Raw genomic sequence first — 15,980 nt, 5'->3', positions numbered from 1 at the left:
TGTATTGCCTATAATTACGATTATCTCAATCCTTGTAATTATTGGTGGAAGTGTTTACTTCAAGCAAATTAGAGAAATGGCTAGAAGAAAAGAGCCGGCAGTAATCAAAGAACTTAAAGCTACGAACTCTGAGCTTCAAGATCAAGTCAATCAGTTACAAACTCTCAACCAAAGCTTTGAGAAAAAACTCTCAAGTGGAACGACAGAGGGAATAAAATTTACTTCACTAGCAATCTTCAAGCCAGTAGCTGGCCAAGAAGATTTAAGTACTACACCGGCGCTAACTATTGACGATATAAACTTTGAAAGAACTGATAAAGATTTAAAAATAAAATTCAACATTATCAATCAAACAAAGAATGGACGTAAATTAGCTGGCTATATCCATATTTTAATGAGCTCAACGAGTAGAATCTTACTCTACCCTACAAAAGAAATAGCCTCAGAGGATATGCTAATCTCCTACAATCAAGGTGAATCATTTGCATTCTCTAGGCTCCGCCACGTGAATGCGACCTTTGATCTATCGGGCTTCGATGAACATAAAGTACTATTTAAAATACTAGTATTCTCTAGAACTGGTGACTTGCTTTACAAAAAGCTAGTCGCAAAAGATTTGAAATAATTATGGACAATATAATCTCGATTGAAGAACAAGAATTCACACTTATTGGTAAAAATACTCGTCTCAATGGTATTTTCAATTTTAGTGGTCTAACACATATCGCCGGAAGCTTAGAGGGAGATGTGCATATAAAAGATCAGTCCCTACTAACAATAGAAGAAACATCTCGTATTGAAGGCAAGATCAATTGCGCGGACCTAAAGGTTTTTGGAACTATAAAAGGCGAGATTATCTCTACAGGTAAAGTTGAAATATTTCCTTCAGGAAGTCTTTCTGGTGTGATTAAATCACAACACTTAGTGATTCACCCTGGAGCAATTATGAATATAGATGGACACACTACGGGTAGCTAGCCACAAGAGATGTGACTAGCTATATACAATTAACTAAAAGAACGTTTTGTAGTTTACAATATTTACTTTTCCAAACTCTTTTAAATCCTTTGCTAAGCTCTTTGGCCCAACAATAACAACAGTTTGATTTTTCCAATTAAAAAGAGAAGTTAGGTTCTTACTAACTTGTTCTTCTTTAAACGATTTTACAACATTAGGAAAATGGTACAAAGAGTCATAGCTTTTATGGATATCATCTAAATGCATAAGTTGTTGCAGGTAAGCAGAACTCTTTTCAAATCTAAAAGGAAAGCTTCCAGCAAGAGAGCCTTTTGCTCTTTCAAGCTCGGCCTCATCAATTCCTTTGTCCTTAATATCATTTAATATATTTTTAACTACATGAAGAAGCTCATTTACCGTTTTTACTTTTGTAAAAGTAGAGATAACAGAACGACCATACTGCCTCTGTCCTCCAGCGTATGCACTAGCAGTATATGATAGACCTCTTTTAACTCTAATCTCACGCATCAGTTTTGAAGTAAATCCTCCTCCTAAAAACTCAGAGCTCAAAGAATTTAATTCTTGGTTTTCAAACTCTCCCTCGTTTAGGAAACGACCGAGGCGTACCTGTGCTTGATTGGCCTTTGGAACTGTTACAAGATAGATCTGAGGTCTCTTAGAAGGCTTTTTAGGCTTATACGTAAGCACTCTCTCATAGTCCTCAACAGCTCCTTTCCAGCCACAATCCTTCTCTAAAATCCCTTCGAGTCCAAGAATGGACTTAGGACCAGTAATATACACTTTCTTCTTCACCTTAGTGTTGAAGTAAGAAAGCTTATTTTTTAAATCACGAGATTTGATTTTCTTTAAATCTTTGATCTTCCCACTAACAGGGTAATTATATGGAGTTCCTGCTAGAGAAAGCTCTCTAAATGCATTTGAGGCTATTAGTGAGTGATTATTCACAGCACTTCTAGCTGCATTTTTTAATGCTCTCTTATATTTATCCATTTCTTTTTTAGTGAAACTTGCATCTCTAAAAAGATGACAAACTTTTTTCATTGTAGGACTCATATCCTTAGCAAGTCCAGAAACTTCAAACACTGTTGATTCATGAGTTACATAAGCTCCCCAGCTTGCCCCAAAGTACTCTAGGTTATCAGAGATATCTTTTTGAGAGTATCTTCTAGTACCACTATCGAGAAGATCAAACATCATTGACGTTTCACCTTTTCGACGAGAGTGATCAGAGAGAGAACCGTCTGCGAAGTGGAACATTGCCTGGTAAGTAGGAAATCTACTATCTTCAAGCCAAGTCACTTCTATACCATTCCAGTTTAATTTCTTAATTCTATCTTTTCCAAAACCAAAGCTATTTGAAGAGAGAGAAAAGCTACAAATGAGAACTAGTAAGTTTAAAAAATATACTTTCATTACTTATTTCCTTTTGGATTCTTGTCCCACACAGAGAGGAATATATATTCATTTTTATCAAAGATATCGTGGCATACCTTTTTAACTTGCTCAGCAGTTATTGACTGATAAATTTCTAACTCTTTGTTATAGAAAGAATAGTCGTTGTAGAAGTTTTCTCTAAGGCCAATAAAGCTTGCGACGCCACTATTTGTCTGTAATTCACTATAGTATTGAACGAGGTATTGGTTCTTTGTCTTTTGAACAGTTCTCTCAGTAATGGCCTCATTACAAGACCTTCTAATATCTTTCAATAGACGGTGCTTAAACTTATTAAGATTTGTTCTTTTCAGTAGTTCCCCTGTAAGGAAGAAAACACCATTATGACGAAGAGTATAATTAGCTACTGAAATACTAGAGAGAAGAGGTCTTTTGTTTTTCACATATTTTTGGTGAAAATAAGCACTAGAACCATCACCTAGAATAGAGCTTAAAATATCTAAAACATATGAAGTTTCTTCGCCTATTTTCTTACCTTTATAAGCTACAGAAAACATCGGTGATGGACTCTGTCCATAAAGCTTAACATCTCTTTTATATCTTGCTCTATGAGTATACCTTTCTTCGGAATCCATTTGCTTCTTAAATTCTTTTAAGTCTTTTGATGGCTTAATATGTCCATACTTATCTTTAACCATTTCATAGACTTTATCTGCGTCAACATCCCCTACTATAACTACAACTGCATTATCAGGTGTGTAGAATTGGTCGAAAAACTTTCTCATTTCTGGGATTTTTAAATTCTTAACATCAGCTTCGTCACCAATTACAGAACCACCATATGGAGTCCCTTTAAAAACTGACTGCATCATAGCTAAAAATAGTTGTCCCTTCGGACTATTTTCGTAGCGATACTTTCTCTCTTCAAGTACGACAGCTCTTTCCTTCTCAAATGCCTTAGGCTCAAGAAGAACATACTGAAGTCTATCTGCTTCCATATCAATCATTGTTTCTAACGTATGACTTGGTAGGTTTTCATAATAAACAGTTGAGTCAAAGCTTGTATAAGCATTTGTAGAACCACCATTACTTTCTATAAAAGTATCGAACTTATGTGGTCCATATTTCTTAGCTCCCTTAAACATCATATGCTCTAGGAAGTGAGTTGCACCAGTCGTTCCGTTGGTCTCATATCTTCCCCCAACATCAAAGAAAGTATAATATGAGTAGATTGGAAGTTGAGGATTCTCAACCACTAAGAGTCTAAGACCGTTAGAGAGTGTAAACTTCTTTACATCTAGCTTTAGATCACTCGAAGCAGAATTAAGTCCTTCTCCTTTATTAGTGAAGTTAGAACAGCCTACTAAAGACAAAAGTAATAAAAAGATAATTGTTTTATTCATTGAGATTTCTCCCTACCCATTTTCAAAAGAATTGGTATAGTTAATACTAAAGATATAGCTTAAACACTTGAAACTGCAATGACAACTAGAGATCTATGACCAAAACAAAGAATAAGTTAACAATTTTAGGTTCTGGTACTAGCACTGGTATTCCAATGGTCGGCTGCAAGTGTTCTGTCTGTAACTCCCCCATAAAGGAGAATTACCGCCTTAGAACTAGTATACACCTTCAAACGTCTGGAGGTCGCTCTATTATTGTCGACACAACTCCCGACCTTAGACATCAGCTACTCTTAAACAAAATAAATAAAATTGACCTGGCCTTTATTACTCATGATCACGCAGATCACACCCATGGAATAGACGACTTACGTCCTCTCACATTTCCACCTAATGGGAAATCAATACCAATTTACACCTATGATAAGTGCGTCGCGCAACTGACTAAGAAGTTCTCATATATATTTAGGCCAAACGATCAACTTCCTAATATAGGAGGGGGCATTCCAAGACTTTCACTAGAAACAGTCAATATTGGGGTAAAAAATACGATCCTTGGAGAAGAATTTGAATTTCTTCTACTCAAGCATGGCCATACTGAAACGCTAGGAATAATACATCAAAAAATGGCCTATATTATAGACTGTAACGAGCTTACAAAAGATCAAATTACCTACTTGAGAGATAAAGAGCTAGATCTCCTAATCCTAGATTGTGTTACTAACCGTGAACATAAAACACACCTGTGGCAAGACAGGTCCTTTGAATATATTTCACAGATTAGACCCAAAGAATGCGGTCTAATTCACATGAATCACTCTCTCGATCACGATCAACTAAAGAGTGATGCAAAAAAGACCTTCTCCTTCCCTGTATACCCTACTTTTGATTCCCAAATCTTATATTATTAACATACCCCTATTTTTTGGTTTCAATAACGTATCTAAATGATTATATTTTTCAAAAAGTTAAGTTTTATTACTCTATTCAGGAGAGAGTTGATGAAAATAGGTGTACCTAGAGAAATTAAAAATAATGAAAACAGAGTTGGTCTTGTTCCAGGTGGAGTTAGACAACTAGTACATGATGGGCACGAAGTTTTCATCGAGAACAATGCAGGTGTTGGTGTAGGAATCGAAAACGAGGAATATATTAATGCTGGAGCAAAAATTCTTCCAACATTAGAAGATGTTTTTGCTGAATCAACAATGATTATTAAAGTTAAAGAGCCACAAGCGAGAGAGATTGCTTGCTTAAGGCCACATCATATTCTTTATACTTACCTTCACCTTGCTGCTGACTACGAGCAGACAACAGGTTTAATGAAATCAGGATCAACTTCAATTGCTTATGAAACGATCCAGCCAGATGATGGATCACTTCCACTTCTTACTCCAATGTCTGAAGTTGCAGGAAGAATGGCAACACAAGTAGGTGCTGCTTACCTTCAAAAAGATCATGGTGGAAAAGGTATTCTTCTTGGTGGTGTACCAGGAACAAGAAGAGCGAAAGTAACAGTTATTGGTTGCGGAATCGCAGGTACAAATGCAATAAAAATGGCGATGGGAATGGGTGCTGACGTAACAGCAATTGATCTATCTACTAAGAGACTCGCTGAGCTAGATGATTTATTTGATAATAGAATCACTACTCTATTCTCTAATATTGAGAACATTGAAACTAGTGTTGTAGCATCAGACTTAGTTATTGGAGCTGTTTTAGTTCCTGGAGCAAAGGCACCTAAACTAGTAACTAGAGATATGATTTCTAAAATGGACAAAGGTTCTGTTGTAGTAGATATCGCAGTTGATCAAGGTGGCTGTATTGAAACTTGTAAGCCAACTACTCACCAGAACCCTACTTTTGATATAGATGGCGTAGTTCACTACTGTGTAGCAAATATGCCAGGTGCAGTTCCTAGAACTTCTACTTTTGCACTAACGAACGTAACTCTTAAATATGCAAGAATGATTGCATCTATGGGAGTTGAAGAAGCGGCGAAAATGGATCCAGCATTTAGAAAAGGGATCAATGTTTACAAAGGTGACTTAGTTTATGAACAAGTTGCAGTAGATTTAGATTTACCGTATACAGCTTTAAAAATATAATCTCAAAGGCCTTCCTAAGTGGAAGGCTTTTTTTATCTACTTTCTACAGATAAGCTTCAGTAAGACAATTCCCTTCTTAGCACCTTCAGGTAAATTCTTTTCACTCATATCAACTGACCTAACCCCAAAGTCTGCCAATAGGCCTACTCGAGTGTTAAAACAATTCTCAACGGAAAAATTCTCCATCTGAACGATTGCATCTAGAGATTTTAAGAAATCGGTTGCGATGTAAAAGTCTTTATCTGATAGTTCAGAATTCTTTTTTACTTTGCTTATTTCAGAATGAAGTATACTCACTCTTTCTTTTTGATCTTTAAATTCTTTTAGTAATGAAATCGTTTTTATATTTGTATCTATAACTTTACCAACGTCATAAGCGTGAGCTGAGAAAGTAATAAGAAAAGCTAGTATGTAGTACCACATGAGTTCTCCTCTCCTTTTTCAACTTGTTTTAAGTCACCATCTATTCCACCAACACCGTTTGAACCTGCAACGTATCTTGCAACCTCAAGTCTACGAGCATTTCCACCTTTGTATCGATGTTTGATGACATAGCTCATATAACTTTTAAAATCGTCATTAGAGAAATTTGAAAAGCCAGAAACTTTTCTCTTCTTATTTCCTATTGGATTATTATTCTTATCTAAAGACTCAATTGTTCCTTTCTTCAGTTTCTGCACGAGTCTTTCAAATGGTCCACTTACGCCGGCAACCCCACCGTTGTAAGACCATCGAGCAAGAATAATAGAGAAGTCTTTAATCTGCTTTGCTGTCATATTTAACTTATTTTCTTTATTCTCTTTTTCAAGCATATAAGTAAAATATTTTTTATTATACATATAATATACGGCCGCCATATAAAATCCTTCATCCGGATTTTTTGGTGAACAAAGCCTTTCATTTTCTCTAGCTCTTAAATATTCATTCACTTTTGAAGCACTCTTTTTTGCTGATGATGGAAGAGTTAATGGGTTATCATAAATATTCTTAAGCCCTTTACATTCCTTTTGATTACCAGTCATTTTATCTTTTAAATCAGATAGAAAAAATGCAGTTAATCGACTTACCTTTTTCGACCTCGAAGGACTGTCTTCATAGGCCCTGTATCCCTCTTTAGTAGAAAAAGGTTTAGCGTAATTTAAGACTCTAGAGTTTGATTTAATCATGCTCTTTGCCTGATTTAACTTATTGTAAAAGTCCATATAGTTAACTGAAACGATTTGTCCAACTCCTAGAGCAAAGGTTGGACTAATAGTTTTTGGCTGAAAGTGGGACTCATGATTAATAATTGGAAATAGCTCTTTAGCATCAACTCCTAAACATTTTGTCATATCAACAAATCTGTCTGCCAAATGACTTGAGAGTTCTTTCGATGCACAGGCCTTAGGGGCCTTATTTAATAATCTCCAACCAGCAAATCTCTTTTTTCCACTTTTCTTACTATAGGTTGCCTGCCTAATTCTTTTTGGAATGATATTTCCTTTAGAGTCTTTAGCACAACTAGGATTTGAACTTCTATTGGTTCCATGCCTTAAACTAGAAGAGATACATTTTGCGAATCTTCTCTTCTCTGGAACTTCTAGAATCTTATTGATATCACTATTTTTTAACTTAAGTTCTTTATCCATGTAATCGTTTGCCTGCAGTGTCTTTCCTCTACTATTTTTAGAGTTTTTTAAACGACAAGTCTGCCACTCGATATCAGTTGCTTCAAGAGGAACATCTTCATAGTTCTCTCTAACATCATCTGTACAATCATACTCTGCAGAAACTGTATTAACAGCTTCTTCAAGAGAGTTATCTGTAAGTATATTAGTCGCAGAATCCATTAAATTGACAGAAAGTTGAGCATTATCATTTAACTCATCAAGATCCTCATAAGGAATACGATATTCCCATTTCTCTCCGTTTCTTGTGACGATGTAGTCACCATTTCGGTGCTTTCCTACTACCTTCAATGTATCTTTTGGTTCAAGCTTATAGCGCTTCCCAGTTCTTCGCCCATAAGCATGAACAGAAGAGTTTTTATCTAATTTAAACTTTACTCCCGGCCCTAATTTAACAGACTCACTTGGTCTTTGAACCTCTGTTAGAAAGTCAGAATTTAAATTTGAAGGAAATGTTTTTACTGAGGGAGAATAAATTTTGATATTTAAGTTGGACTCTTTTGGTAATTCTAATACTTCTATAGAACAAGAACTACCACTAGACTTAACACTAATCGTTGACCCTTTTGGGACACCGAGAGTCTTATCACCTTTACTTTGAACATTTATAAAACGGTCAATTTTATAGGCCTTTCCTACTTGAGGACAGCTAGTAGTAACACTTGAAACCTCGACACCTGAAGATAACTCCTCATCATCTACAGAGTCACCCTCACCATCATAATTCATGAGTCTTTGAATTAAGCTATCTAAAGAGTCATATTCATACTCTTCTTGCTTAGCAAATGTTTTTTTAACAGGTGTTTTTTTTGAAATAACATTACTATTCAAGTATCCAAGGTAGGTATTATTTCCAATTACAGCTGATCCCTTTATCCCAGTTTTAGAATTAATGATTTCAATTTTTCTTTTCCAACCATCGACTTCAAGAACACGTATTTCATCACCAGGAGATAGCTGAACTTTTGCACCATTGTAAATTTCGACTTCTATTGCTTTAGTTATGTAATGACTTTTTGGCTTTAAACTTACTTGTGATAAATTACCATCAGTTAGGTGATCATTATAAGTAGACTCGCCTATAAAGGCATCACCCGTGTTAATACCGGGAGAAATTGTTGTAATAATTCTAATTGCTCGCTTCCATCCATCAACTTCTTTAATTTGAATTAAGTCTCCAGATCTTAGGTACGATTTTTTACCATTTTGAATTACTTCTACTACTTCATCAGACTTCACTGATACAAACTCAGAGCTCGCAAATATTGAGCGAGAAAAAATAAATATTAGTAAAAATAAAAAATATTTCATTCTATTTTATCGGTAATTAGAGCTAAATACTTAAGTAAAAGACACTGGTTAATGCAGATTTAGTTTGTTCATAAAATCAGCATCTTAATTAAGTTTTTAGACAAAAAGTGACGATAGAACTCTATACTAAATATTTCTACGACTGTAAGAGTCTTAGCAATAATTAAAGAGTTACTTCAATAAATGAATTAGAGAGAATTGTTAATGATTAAAGGATTAGTATACATTTCATTTTTACTTTTCTTATCATGCTCAACTCAACCGCAAAGATTTGTCTACAAAAAGAAACTAGAGAGTCACCCCTTAACTAAACTTTCATCCTGGAAATGGACAGAAAATAGAAACCTAGAGACAAAAGTATCGACAAGCCTAAGTGATCAAGAGGAACAATTATTCTCCATACTAAAAGGTGCCTACGGACTGTTCCCAGCTAAAAATATTAAAGAATCAGACATAGATTCATTTAATTTTCAGCATGTCTTTAGATACGCTCTCCTATCTCTACCAAGAGAGTTAAAAGTATATTTAAACAAGCATCTAAGAAAGATTTTTCTAGTTAAAGGTCTAGGTGTTACAACTTTGACAATTCAACTAACTGGGGATGCTAAAGAGAACACAGGTCAATTTATTAGCTTTCTAGATATAGACGTTATCAATCAGAGAATAAATGACTGGTATAAATGGAGAGAATATACAGCATTTCAAAATAAAGAAGAGTTTAGCTTTACTCCTTATCTCTCTCATAAAAATAGTACTGTGAACACCTCACAGATGGCCCTATCCTATTTAATTGCTATTATTTTAAACTGGAATCCAAAATACTTTCCATCATCTAAAGATGCCTATTTTCTTAACCCTACTCAGTACAAGTTTATAAATCAATCTTGGAAGCTGAAAGATACTATTGTCTCTCCTAAAAGAGAGGACCTACTCGAAGAGCTCCATTACCTAAGGTATTATTCTAAAGGTGAACCTCTTTTCTCAACAGAAGAACAATCCATTTTTTATAAAGAGATTGAAAAAACAAGCTTTGTTAATCTATTTTCTATGATGGGAAGTTCGAAAGACTTTATTGAAAGTATCGCTAACTATATCTATGTTGAAAAACTAAAACATACATTCTCAATAGACTTTTATAAAAATAAAGAACTAATAAACTCATATGAGTCTTGCTGGCAGCAAGTTCGCTGCCAGAAAAAGAAAGAGATTATTGAGGATATATTAGATGCGGAAATCTACTCTACAGACTAGAAGAAATTTTCTTGTATACGAATGGCATTCTCATGACATCCTCACCCACCTGAAATCCAGCAGTATAACTACAATTGTTCCCATTATTATCACAGTGGTTAACTCTGCGACAGTAAGTATCTTCATCTGAAACAGCATCAGTCTTACCTCTTACAAGTATCCCTTCTACAAGGCCTGTTCTGCTATTAAAAACAGCTGATCCTGAGTTTCCTTGAAAAGTATCTAATGAAGCAGTGAAGTAGTATTTAGACTTATTATTGATTATTCCTCCGTCTAGGCTTACCTTTGTTGGTAGTCCCCACGGTGTTCCAATTACGACTAATTTCTCATTCGCTAAAATGTCCTTAGACTTATTTAACTTCAAAGGTTTTCTTTTTAATTTTCGACTAAGCTTAATTGCTGCAAAGTCTATAGTCCTATTCATTGTTGCTTTTAGGACTTCGGTGCATTTTACAATATTACTTTTTGGTATTTCTATATTTCTTGTATCTTGAAACTCTTTAGCTTGGTATCCAAAAACCCAAGCATACTTACCTGATGAACAAATATCTTTCATCTCACCTGTCGCGCAATGGCCTGCAGTTAGGAGGACATCATCCTTTACAAGAAAACCAGAACAAGTTGAGATATTTATTTGATCTTTAAAGCGAACATCAGAACAGAGGTTCAACTTTTCCCCCATACTCTCTTCACCTAGCGATGAGACCTGATATGTTCCTCTAGTCTTATTATATTTTAAGTTCTCTAACGATATAAGTGCCGCTGTCGACATGGCCATATTCTGCCACTTCTTTTCTGCAGAATACACTTCAACTCTAGCGTCTTTGCCGTATATAACTTTTTGATTTGCCCATGAATTACAAATAGACAGAGTGAGAGCAACAATACTTAACAACTTCAACATTTTCACCTCTTGAGTAGATTTATCTATCCCACTGGAAGCAGAGTTACAAAACGACAATTCTGACAACTCCTTACATCATGTATTTACAGATACTTAAAATATATATGAGGAAGAGTTTTCAAGCCTTTATAGATCTTTACTGAACTGCTAGAATTAAGAGGTGCGAAGGAGTACAAAATGACGGGAAATAAGCTCGTAGACAATATTATTCTAATTCTCTCTTTTCTTGCTACAGCAGTATGCGTTGGTGTGTTTCTCTATACGGAAATGATTTATAAAAAACCACTTCCAAATGAGCAAGCAGAGCTACAGAGACTATTGTCTGATAATAAGAAAATGGCATTCCCTGCTCCCTTTAAGCTTGATTCTCTAATAATAAACCTTAAGGCGAGGAAGACAAAACTTAGATTTCTAAGTGTTGAAACTCAACTCGTCCCTTTCAATCACAATTCAGATGATAAGTTCGAGGCTCATAGATCAATGATTAATGATTCAATTATTAATGTTGCGGGAAGAATGACAGCTGAAGAGTTAAATAGTGTTTCTGGAAAAATATTACTTGAGGAAAGGATTAAAAAATCTGTAAACCTTATCTTAGGAGAACAGCTTGTCAAAGGTGTTCTATTCACAAAATTTGTTGTTCAATAAACCTAAAAAAAAGGCCTTCGAAAAGAAGGCCAAGTATTTGATATATTTATTCTACAGTAACGGACTCAGTTAAACGTCCTTCTACTTCTTCTGTCGTTGTCATATTAGCGGCGTCATCAGGAAGGCTATTAATGAAGCTCTCAACGTCAGCTTTGCTAAGTTTACCTTCTGCAACTAGCTTATCTCTTAATCTTTTATCCAATTCTTTATCTTGTAAGGCCTTACTAAGTCTCATTTTTACCTCTAAAATTAGTTATTAATGCGAATTAAAGAGCAATCTAACACTTTTTAACTCAATTCGTAAAGATTATTGCCAGTATTTTGGTGGCTTTTCATCGTCATCTTTAACAATTCTGAGATTGGCCTTACTCTTTGAGCGCATTTTAACCTTTTTATCGTGATCAGAAGTGAACTTCTTCCACTTAGGCGACGCAATTAGATGCATCCAGCCATAACCAAATGCCATCGCTCCTAAGTGTCCCCAGGCCAAAACTTTTCCAGGAGTGAAGAACCCATTAAAGAGCAACATCCCAACAAGAATCATACAGAAGTACTTGGCCCTCATTGGAAAGATCAGCATAAAAGTGAAAATACGGTCTGGGTAGAGAACAGCATAGGCCAAGCATAAAGCTGAGCCTGCTCCATGCATGCCATATAGTGGATAACCAAAGAGTCCTGAACCAGATAGAAAAAGCGTCGAGACTAATAAGTAAATTATCCCAGCACCAATTGTTGAAGTAACGAGAAAAGCAATATAGCGAGTTGCTCCCCACTGTGACTCAAGTTCACTACCAATAAACCATAGCAGTAGCCCATTGAATAAAACATCAAATATACCGCTCGCTATAAATGGATATGTTGCTATTTCGTAGATATGGCCAGAGAAAAACATTGCTGGAGATAATCCCAGATATGATACTAGACCTATTCCACCTGAGGCCTTTAAAATACTTGAAAGTACAAATAGAGCAACCATAACAATAAGAATGATCTTATTTACTTTTGATAATGTTGGAATATGTATTTGTGATTGATTCATAATTATGCCTTTTTCTGAGAAACCTCAATGAGTACACCACCTGTCGACTTTGGGTGAATAAAGTTTACTAAGCAATTATTAGCACCGTCTATTGGAGACTCATTAAGTAAAGTATAACCTTTTTCTTTCAATTCATTACATTTTGCAACGACATCAGAAACTTTGAAGCATAAGTGATGTATTCCCTCGCCTTTTTTCTCTAAGAACTTATGGATTGGTCCACTCTCACCAAATGGACAAAGTAGTTCCAAGTGAGCATTCTCATCCATCTGAGCAAAGGCAGTTGTAACCCCTTGTGACTCAACAACTTCTCGTTCACCAGAGAATTCTAGTCCCATATCTTCCCAAATCTTCTGGGACTTATCTAGATCCTTTACTGCAATTGCAACGTGATCTAGTACGCTATCTTTTCCTATCATCTTCTTCTCCCTCTTTCTCGTAGAGATCTTTTAATATTAAATCCATTATTATTTTAGTTCTTAATTGATTGTCGGTGTATTCATCAAATGTCTTCCAAAATTTTGGATTTATTTTTTGATCTAGAACCTTTTGCTCTCTTTCAGCTATCAGTTTCAAAATAGAAGTAAGTTGAAGAGTTGAATAGTCTTGCAACTCTTCCCTTCTCTTTTCAAAAAGATATTTTGACGTTTTCAAGTACTGTACTTCTTTAATTTCTTTCTCATTAAAGAGAGGCGTACTTGCTAAGCTTACAGCTATAAATGTCACAATAATATTTATCATTGTGACATTCTATAGGATATTTTACAGTTTTTCTAATCGAATGTTGGAGGGTCAATTGCTTCTGAACAATCAGGATTGCTCGGATCAAACGAAGGTACCGCAGGAATATCAGGAGGAGTACATACTCCACTTGTACAATCTCCAAAAGTTGGAACATTGTAGCATCTTAAGGCACAAGTTGTCTGTCCAGTATTATCAGCACCAGTCTTAACAATAAAGCAATTTGGTACGTTTTCTTGTCGACACCATTCTTTTGCCACACAAGATTGTCCAGGAGACTTAGAGCAAAATACTTGTTGATCATCAGTATTTAAATGAACTGCACAACTACCAGTTGTTTGGTTACAACAGATACTAGAACACTCATAATCCGTACTACAGCTTTCCCCTACACCTTTATTTCCTACAACAGGAACATCTTCTAAACACTGACTAACTAACTCTTTTGACCAGCATCTATTGTTAAAGCAACACTCACTACCACCACAAGTTTGGCTTGAAGAACAAGTCTTCATTGAAGTGTAAAGTACTTCCTGTCCCCTGTAGTCAGTAAGGCTTGGTCTAATTAATTGTAGAACAATATTATTTGATTGAGTGATAATTGTTTCATTACCGTCAGCATCCTTACTAAACAGCTCAACTCTTGCAGTCACATTACATGAGCTGAGTCCCTCTTGAGTTGTAGAGTCATAATTTGTAGCTCTCATGCTACAACCGTTAACGTACTCAGACTCTCCACTTGTAGTAAGAGCAAGGATATCAAATGATGTTCCATCAAATGGTGTAGTACTTCCAAAGTACTCAACACCTGCTTGAAGGTCCATTTTCCCAGCTCTTGGGAAAAGAAATGATTCGTAACCGTTTACACCAAAAGATTTTTTATAAATTCCAGTTGGAGCTGTTGAAGCATCAGTGTCAGAGAATATGGCCGCACCTGAAATTTGCCAGCTACTTCTATCGATATCCCTGTAAGGTCCATAATAAGTGTAACACTCTTCATCAGCGACATCACCACAAACTCCACCATCTACATCTAGTTTAACACCATAACCTAGTCCACCAGAGAATGTTGTCCCCAGGGCCTTCTCGTTAATACTTTGGTTTATTGAATCAGGAAGACATTTTTTTATAGAGTTTGAAAAAGGCTCAGACTCATAGTCATTACTACTTAGAGCAACATGTGGTTCAGTTGGAAAAAATGGAAGAGAAGCCGTATCAGTGTCATAGTAGAGACCAATATCTTCAATTCTAGCGTAAGTATACTTACAAACTTCTCCTGCAGTATCACAAGAGCTATTTCCTACTCCGCTCTCAAATGTTTTATCATCTATTGAGTGAAGTCCTCTACAGTATAGATTTGTATCTCTAGGGTCAGTTACAATATCCTCTAACCCTCCCGATCTATTTTCATCTGCATATTCATTATAATCAAATAAGTTATAAGACAGACGCATATCCTCAAAAGGGTGTCCTGCCATATCAAGAATTACAACTTCAACATCACTCTGAGGAATAATTCCAGGAGCGCGCCCAATAGTTGCAGCAATTGTCACAGGCTCATATTCCTTACCAAATACAAACCTTGCGTATACAAGTCTATCTGAAAGAGATGAGATATTTAAACCTGAAAGATAAAGTAGTCCTGTGAAATTTTTTGGAAGGGTTAGCTTCTTTTTATATGTTCCATCAAAAGGATCAACTAAATGCATGAGTTCAACTTGAGAGCCAATAGAAACTGAGCCATCATCACCAATAGTATCACTACTACCAGGAGTTGCTCCGGAGTTTGATCCAACATCACCACCAGTACCACCTGCGGCATCAGTTGCTGAATTAGAAAAGCGTGATGTTCGCGAAGATCCACCTTCCCCTACACATGAAGTAAGAAGGAGAGCGCTTAATGTAATTAATGTTAATATTCTCTTTGTCTCTGCCATGAAACTGCCCTTAAATTTGAACTCTAAATTTGAGTTCTCAATGACTTATCGACTTCAAGTACTTGTCACTTAAGTCTTTCTCTTATTTTAAGATGTTATGGCCCTATAGAGGCAAAGTTTTACCTTTGATCTAAGATTTACTCAAACTTTCAGTGATTTACAGCTGAGGAAAACAGTATTAATTTACAGAAAAATTATATAGAACCGACACAAGAAGATGGCAATTTAACTAGTTTTTATTCATACAAGCTACGAGTGTCAAGAAAGTCACTTTTTAAAAAATGAATCTAAGGAATTAAATATTTCCTTAAAGTTTCCTTCTCTATTAGTCTGAGGAATTGTCTCAATGATATCTCGAAATAGTTTTATATCTTTAGTCTTGCGACTAAGCAGTCGTTTCGTTACAAATTCAGAAGTAATAAAAATACAGCTCAACTTTGTGATTTGAGTATTAGTTAATGCTCTAGGAAATCCACTTCCATCACCACTTTCATGATGCTGCTCAATCATAGTAATTATATCATTGTCGATAAAGCTAAGCCCGCCTAACATCTCAGCACTCCTAATCGGGTGCATTTTATACTTTGAGAAATTGAGACTA

The 15,980-nt window shown here is 35.6% G+C and carries 17 protein-coding genes; 6 read left to right on the top strand and 11 right to left on the bottom strand.

Annotated elements, in window-relative coordinates; all coding sequences use genetic code 11:
- Positions 1 to 625: hypothetical protein (locus ABX784_RS10340; protein ID WP_372654957.1), on the top strand; the 625-nt coding region annotated here is incomplete at its 5' end.
- 2 nt (positions 626 to 627) lie between these two features.
- On the top strand, positions 628 to 978 hold the full coding sequence (locus ABX784_RS10335) for a polymer-forming cytoskeletal protein (protein ID WP_372654956.1): 351 nt from the start codon (positions 628 to 630) through the stop codon (positions 976 to 978).
- 33 nt (positions 979 to 1,011) lie between these two features.
- Here the strand turns inward: ABX784_RS10335 and ABX784_RS10330 are convergent, their stop codons facing one another.
- Together ABX784_RS10330 and ABX784_RS10325 are read right to left on the bottom strand one after the other, a co-directional pair.
- Positions 1,012 to 2,391 carry a M16 family metallopeptidase gene (locus tag ABX784_RS10330; protein WP_372654955.1) on the bottom strand — a complete coding sequence of 460 codons (1,380 nt, stop codon included), beginning with the start codon at positions 2,389 to 2,391 and terminating at the stop codon, positions 1,012 to 1,014.
- The gene (locus ABX784_RS10325) at positions 2,391 to 3,773 is read right to left on the bottom strand and encodes a M16 family metallopeptidase (protein ID WP_372654954.1); all 1,383 of its coding nucleotides are present in this window, start codon (positions 3,771 to 3,773) and stop codon (positions 2,391 to 2,393) included. Before ABX784_RS10325 ends, ABX784_RS10330 begins: the two co-directional genes overlap by 1 nt.
- A gap of 95 nt (positions 3,774 to 3,868) precedes the next feature.
- Between ABX784_RS10325 and ABX784_RS10320 the strand changes: the two genes are divergently transcribed.
- A complete protein-coding gene (locus ABX784_RS10320; RefSeq protein WP_372654953.1) occupies positions 3,869 to 4,684 on the top strand; it encodes an MBL fold metallo-hydrolase in 816 nt (271 codons plus the stop codon).
- 90 nt (positions 4,685 to 4,774) lie between these two features.
- Positions 4,775 to 5,881: an alanine dehydrogenase gene (gene ald / locus ABX784_RS10315; protein WP_372654952.1), complete on the top strand. Its 1,107-nt coding sequence runs from the start codon at positions 4,775 to 4,777 to the stop codon at positions 5,879 to 5,881.
- Between the two features lie 36 nt (positions 5,882 to 5,917).
- Here the strand turns inward: ald and ABX784_RS10310 are convergent, their stop codons facing one another.
- On the bottom strand, positions 5,918 to 6,304 hold the full coding sequence (locus ABX784_RS10310) for a hypothetical protein (RefSeq protein WP_372654951.1): 387 nt from the start codon (positions 6,302 to 6,304) through the stop codon (positions 5,918 to 5,920).
- A complete protein-coding gene (locus ABX784_RS10305) occupies positions 6,286 to 8,859 on the bottom strand; it encodes a transglycosylase SLT domain-containing protein (protein WP_372654950.1) in 2,574 nt (857 codons plus the stop codon). The genes ABX784_RS10310 and ABX784_RS10305 overlap by 19 nt, the downstream gene beginning before the upstream one ends.
- A gap of 204 nt (positions 8,860 to 9,063) precedes the next feature.
- On the opposite strand from ABX784_RS10305, the gene ABX784_RS10300 reads away from it, so the two are divergent.
- Entirely contained in the window at positions 9,064 to 10,110 is a 1,047-nt protein-coding gene (locus ABX784_RS10300) for a hypothetical protein (RefSeq protein WP_372654949.1), read from the top strand.
- Here ABX784_RS10300 and ABX784_RS10295 read toward each other — a convergent pair.
- Positions 10,100 to 11,014, bottom strand: coding sequence for a serine protease (locus ABX784_RS10295; protein WP_372654948.1), 915 nt, complete (start codon positions 11,012 to 11,014; stop codon positions 10,100 to 10,102). The genes ABX784_RS10300 and ABX784_RS10295 overlap by 11 nt on opposite strands.
- A 177-nt stretch (positions 11,015 to 11,191) precedes the next feature.
- Between ABX784_RS10295 and fliL the strand changes: the two genes are divergently transcribed.
- Entirely contained in the window at positions 11,192 to 11,662 is a 471-nt protein-coding gene (fliL, locus tag ABX784_RS10290) for a flagellar basal body-associated protein FliL (RefSeq protein ID WP_372654947.1), read from the top strand.
- Between the two features lie 46 nt (positions 11,663 to 11,708).
- Here fliL and ABX784_RS10285 read toward each other — a convergent pair whose 3' ends face one another.
- The 6 genes from ABX784_RS10285 to ABX784_RS10260 all read right to left on the bottom strand — a co-directional run.
- A complete protein-coding gene (locus tag ABX784_RS10285; protein WP_372654946.1) occupies positions 11,709 to 11,897 on the bottom strand; it encodes a hypothetical protein in 189 nt (62 codons plus the stop codon).
- A 72-nt stretch (positions 11,898 to 11,969) separates the two neighbouring features.
- Positions 11,970 to 12,701 carry a rhomboid family intramembrane serine protease gene (locus ABX784_RS10280; protein WP_372654945.1) on the bottom strand — a complete coding sequence of 244 codons (732 nt, stop codon included), beginning with the start codon at positions 12,699 to 12,701 and terminating at the stop codon, positions 11,970 to 11,972.
- Positions 12,702 to 12,703: 2 nt separating this feature from the next.
- A complete protein-coding gene (gene mce / locus ABX784_RS10275) occupies positions 12,704 to 13,120 on the bottom strand; it encodes a methylmalonyl-CoA epimerase (protein ID WP_372654944.1) in 417 nt (138 codons plus the stop codon).
- Positions 13,104 to 13,442: a hypothetical protein gene (locus ABX784_RS10270; protein ID WP_372654943.1), complete on the bottom strand. Its 339-nt coding sequence runs from the start codon at positions 13,440 to 13,442 to the stop codon at positions 13,104 to 13,106. Before ABX784_RS10270 ends, mce begins: the two co-directional genes overlap by 17 nt.
- A gap of 32 nt (positions 13,443 to 13,474) precedes the next feature.
- Positions 13,475 to 15,379: a hypothetical protein gene (locus tag ABX784_RS10265; protein WP_372654942.1), complete on the bottom strand. Its 1,905-nt coding sequence runs from the start codon at positions 15,377 to 15,379 to the stop codon at positions 13,475 to 13,477.
- A 267-nt stretch (positions 15,380 to 15,646) separates the two neighbouring features.
- Positions 15,647 to 15,980, bottom strand: a 334-nt coding sequence (locus tag ABX784_RS10260; protein ID WP_372654941.1) for an HD domain-containing phosphohydrolase, incomplete at its 5' end; no start/stop codon positions are given.

The sequence above is a fragment of the Halobacteriovorax sp. genome, assembly GCF_041587335.1.
Lineage (GTDB): Bacteria > Bdellovibrionota > Bacteriovoracia > Bacteriovoracales > Bacteriovoracaceae > Halobacteriovorax.
The sequence above is the reverse complement of the archived record's forward strand: the minus strand, read 5'-3'. Positions and strand labels throughout refer to the sequence as shown.

Coding starts and splice junctions, on each gene's coding strand:
- ABX784_RS10330 (WP_372654955.1), bottom strand. CDS start 2,391: ATGAAAGTATATTTTTTAAACTTACTAGTTCTCATTTGTAGCTTTTCT.
- mce (WP_372654944.1), bottom strand. CDS start 13,120: ATGATAGGAAAAGATAGCGTACTAGATCACGTTGCAATTGCAGTAAAG.
- ABX784_RS10295 (WP_372654948.1), bottom strand. CDS start 11,014: ATGTTGAAGTTGTTAAGTATTGTTGCTCTCACTCTGTCTATTTGTAAT.
- ABX784_RS10265 (WP_372654942.1), bottom strand. CDS start 15,379: ATGGCAGAGACAAAGAGAATATTAACATTAATTACATTAAGCGCTCTC.
- ABX784_RS10285 (WP_372654946.1), bottom strand. CDS start 11,897: ATGAGACTTAGTAAGGCCTTACAAGATAAAGAATTGGATAAAAGATTA.
- ald (WP_372654952.1), top strand. CDS start 4,775: ATGAAAATAGGTGTACCTAGAGAAATTAAAAATAATGAAAACAGAGTT.
- ABX784_RS10320 (WP_372654953.1), top strand. CDS start 3,869: ATGACCAAAACAAAGAATAAGTTAACAATTTTAGGTTCTGGTACTAGC.
- ABX784_RS10305 (WP_372654950.1), bottom strand. CDS start 8,859: ATGAAATATTTTTTATTTTTACTAATATTTATTTTTTCTCGCTCAATA.
- fliL (WP_372654947.1), top strand. CDS start 11,192: ATGACGGGAAATAAGCTCGTAGACAATATTATTCTAATTCTCTCTTTT.
- ABX784_RS10300 (WP_372654949.1), top strand. CDS start 9,064: ATGATTAAAGGATTAGTATACATTTCATTTTTACTTTTCTTATCATGC.
- ABX784_RS10310 (WP_372654951.1), bottom strand. CDS start 6,304: ATGTGGTACTACATACTAGCTTTTCTTATTACTTTCTCAGCTCACGCT.
- ABX784_RS10335 (WP_372654956.1), top strand. CDS start 628: ATGGACAATATAATCTCGATTGAAGAACAAGAATTCACACTTATTGGT.
- ABX784_RS10270 (WP_372654943.1), bottom strand. CDS start 13,442: ATGATAAATATTATTGTGACATTTATAGCTGTAAGCTTAGCAAGTACG.
- ABX784_RS10280 (WP_372654945.1), bottom strand. CDS start 12,701: ATGAATCAATCACAAATACATATTCCAACATTATCAAAAGTAAATAAG.
- ABX784_RS10325 (WP_372654954.1), bottom strand. CDS start 3,773: ATGAATAAAACAATTATCTTTTTATTACTTTTGTCTTTAGTAGGCTGT.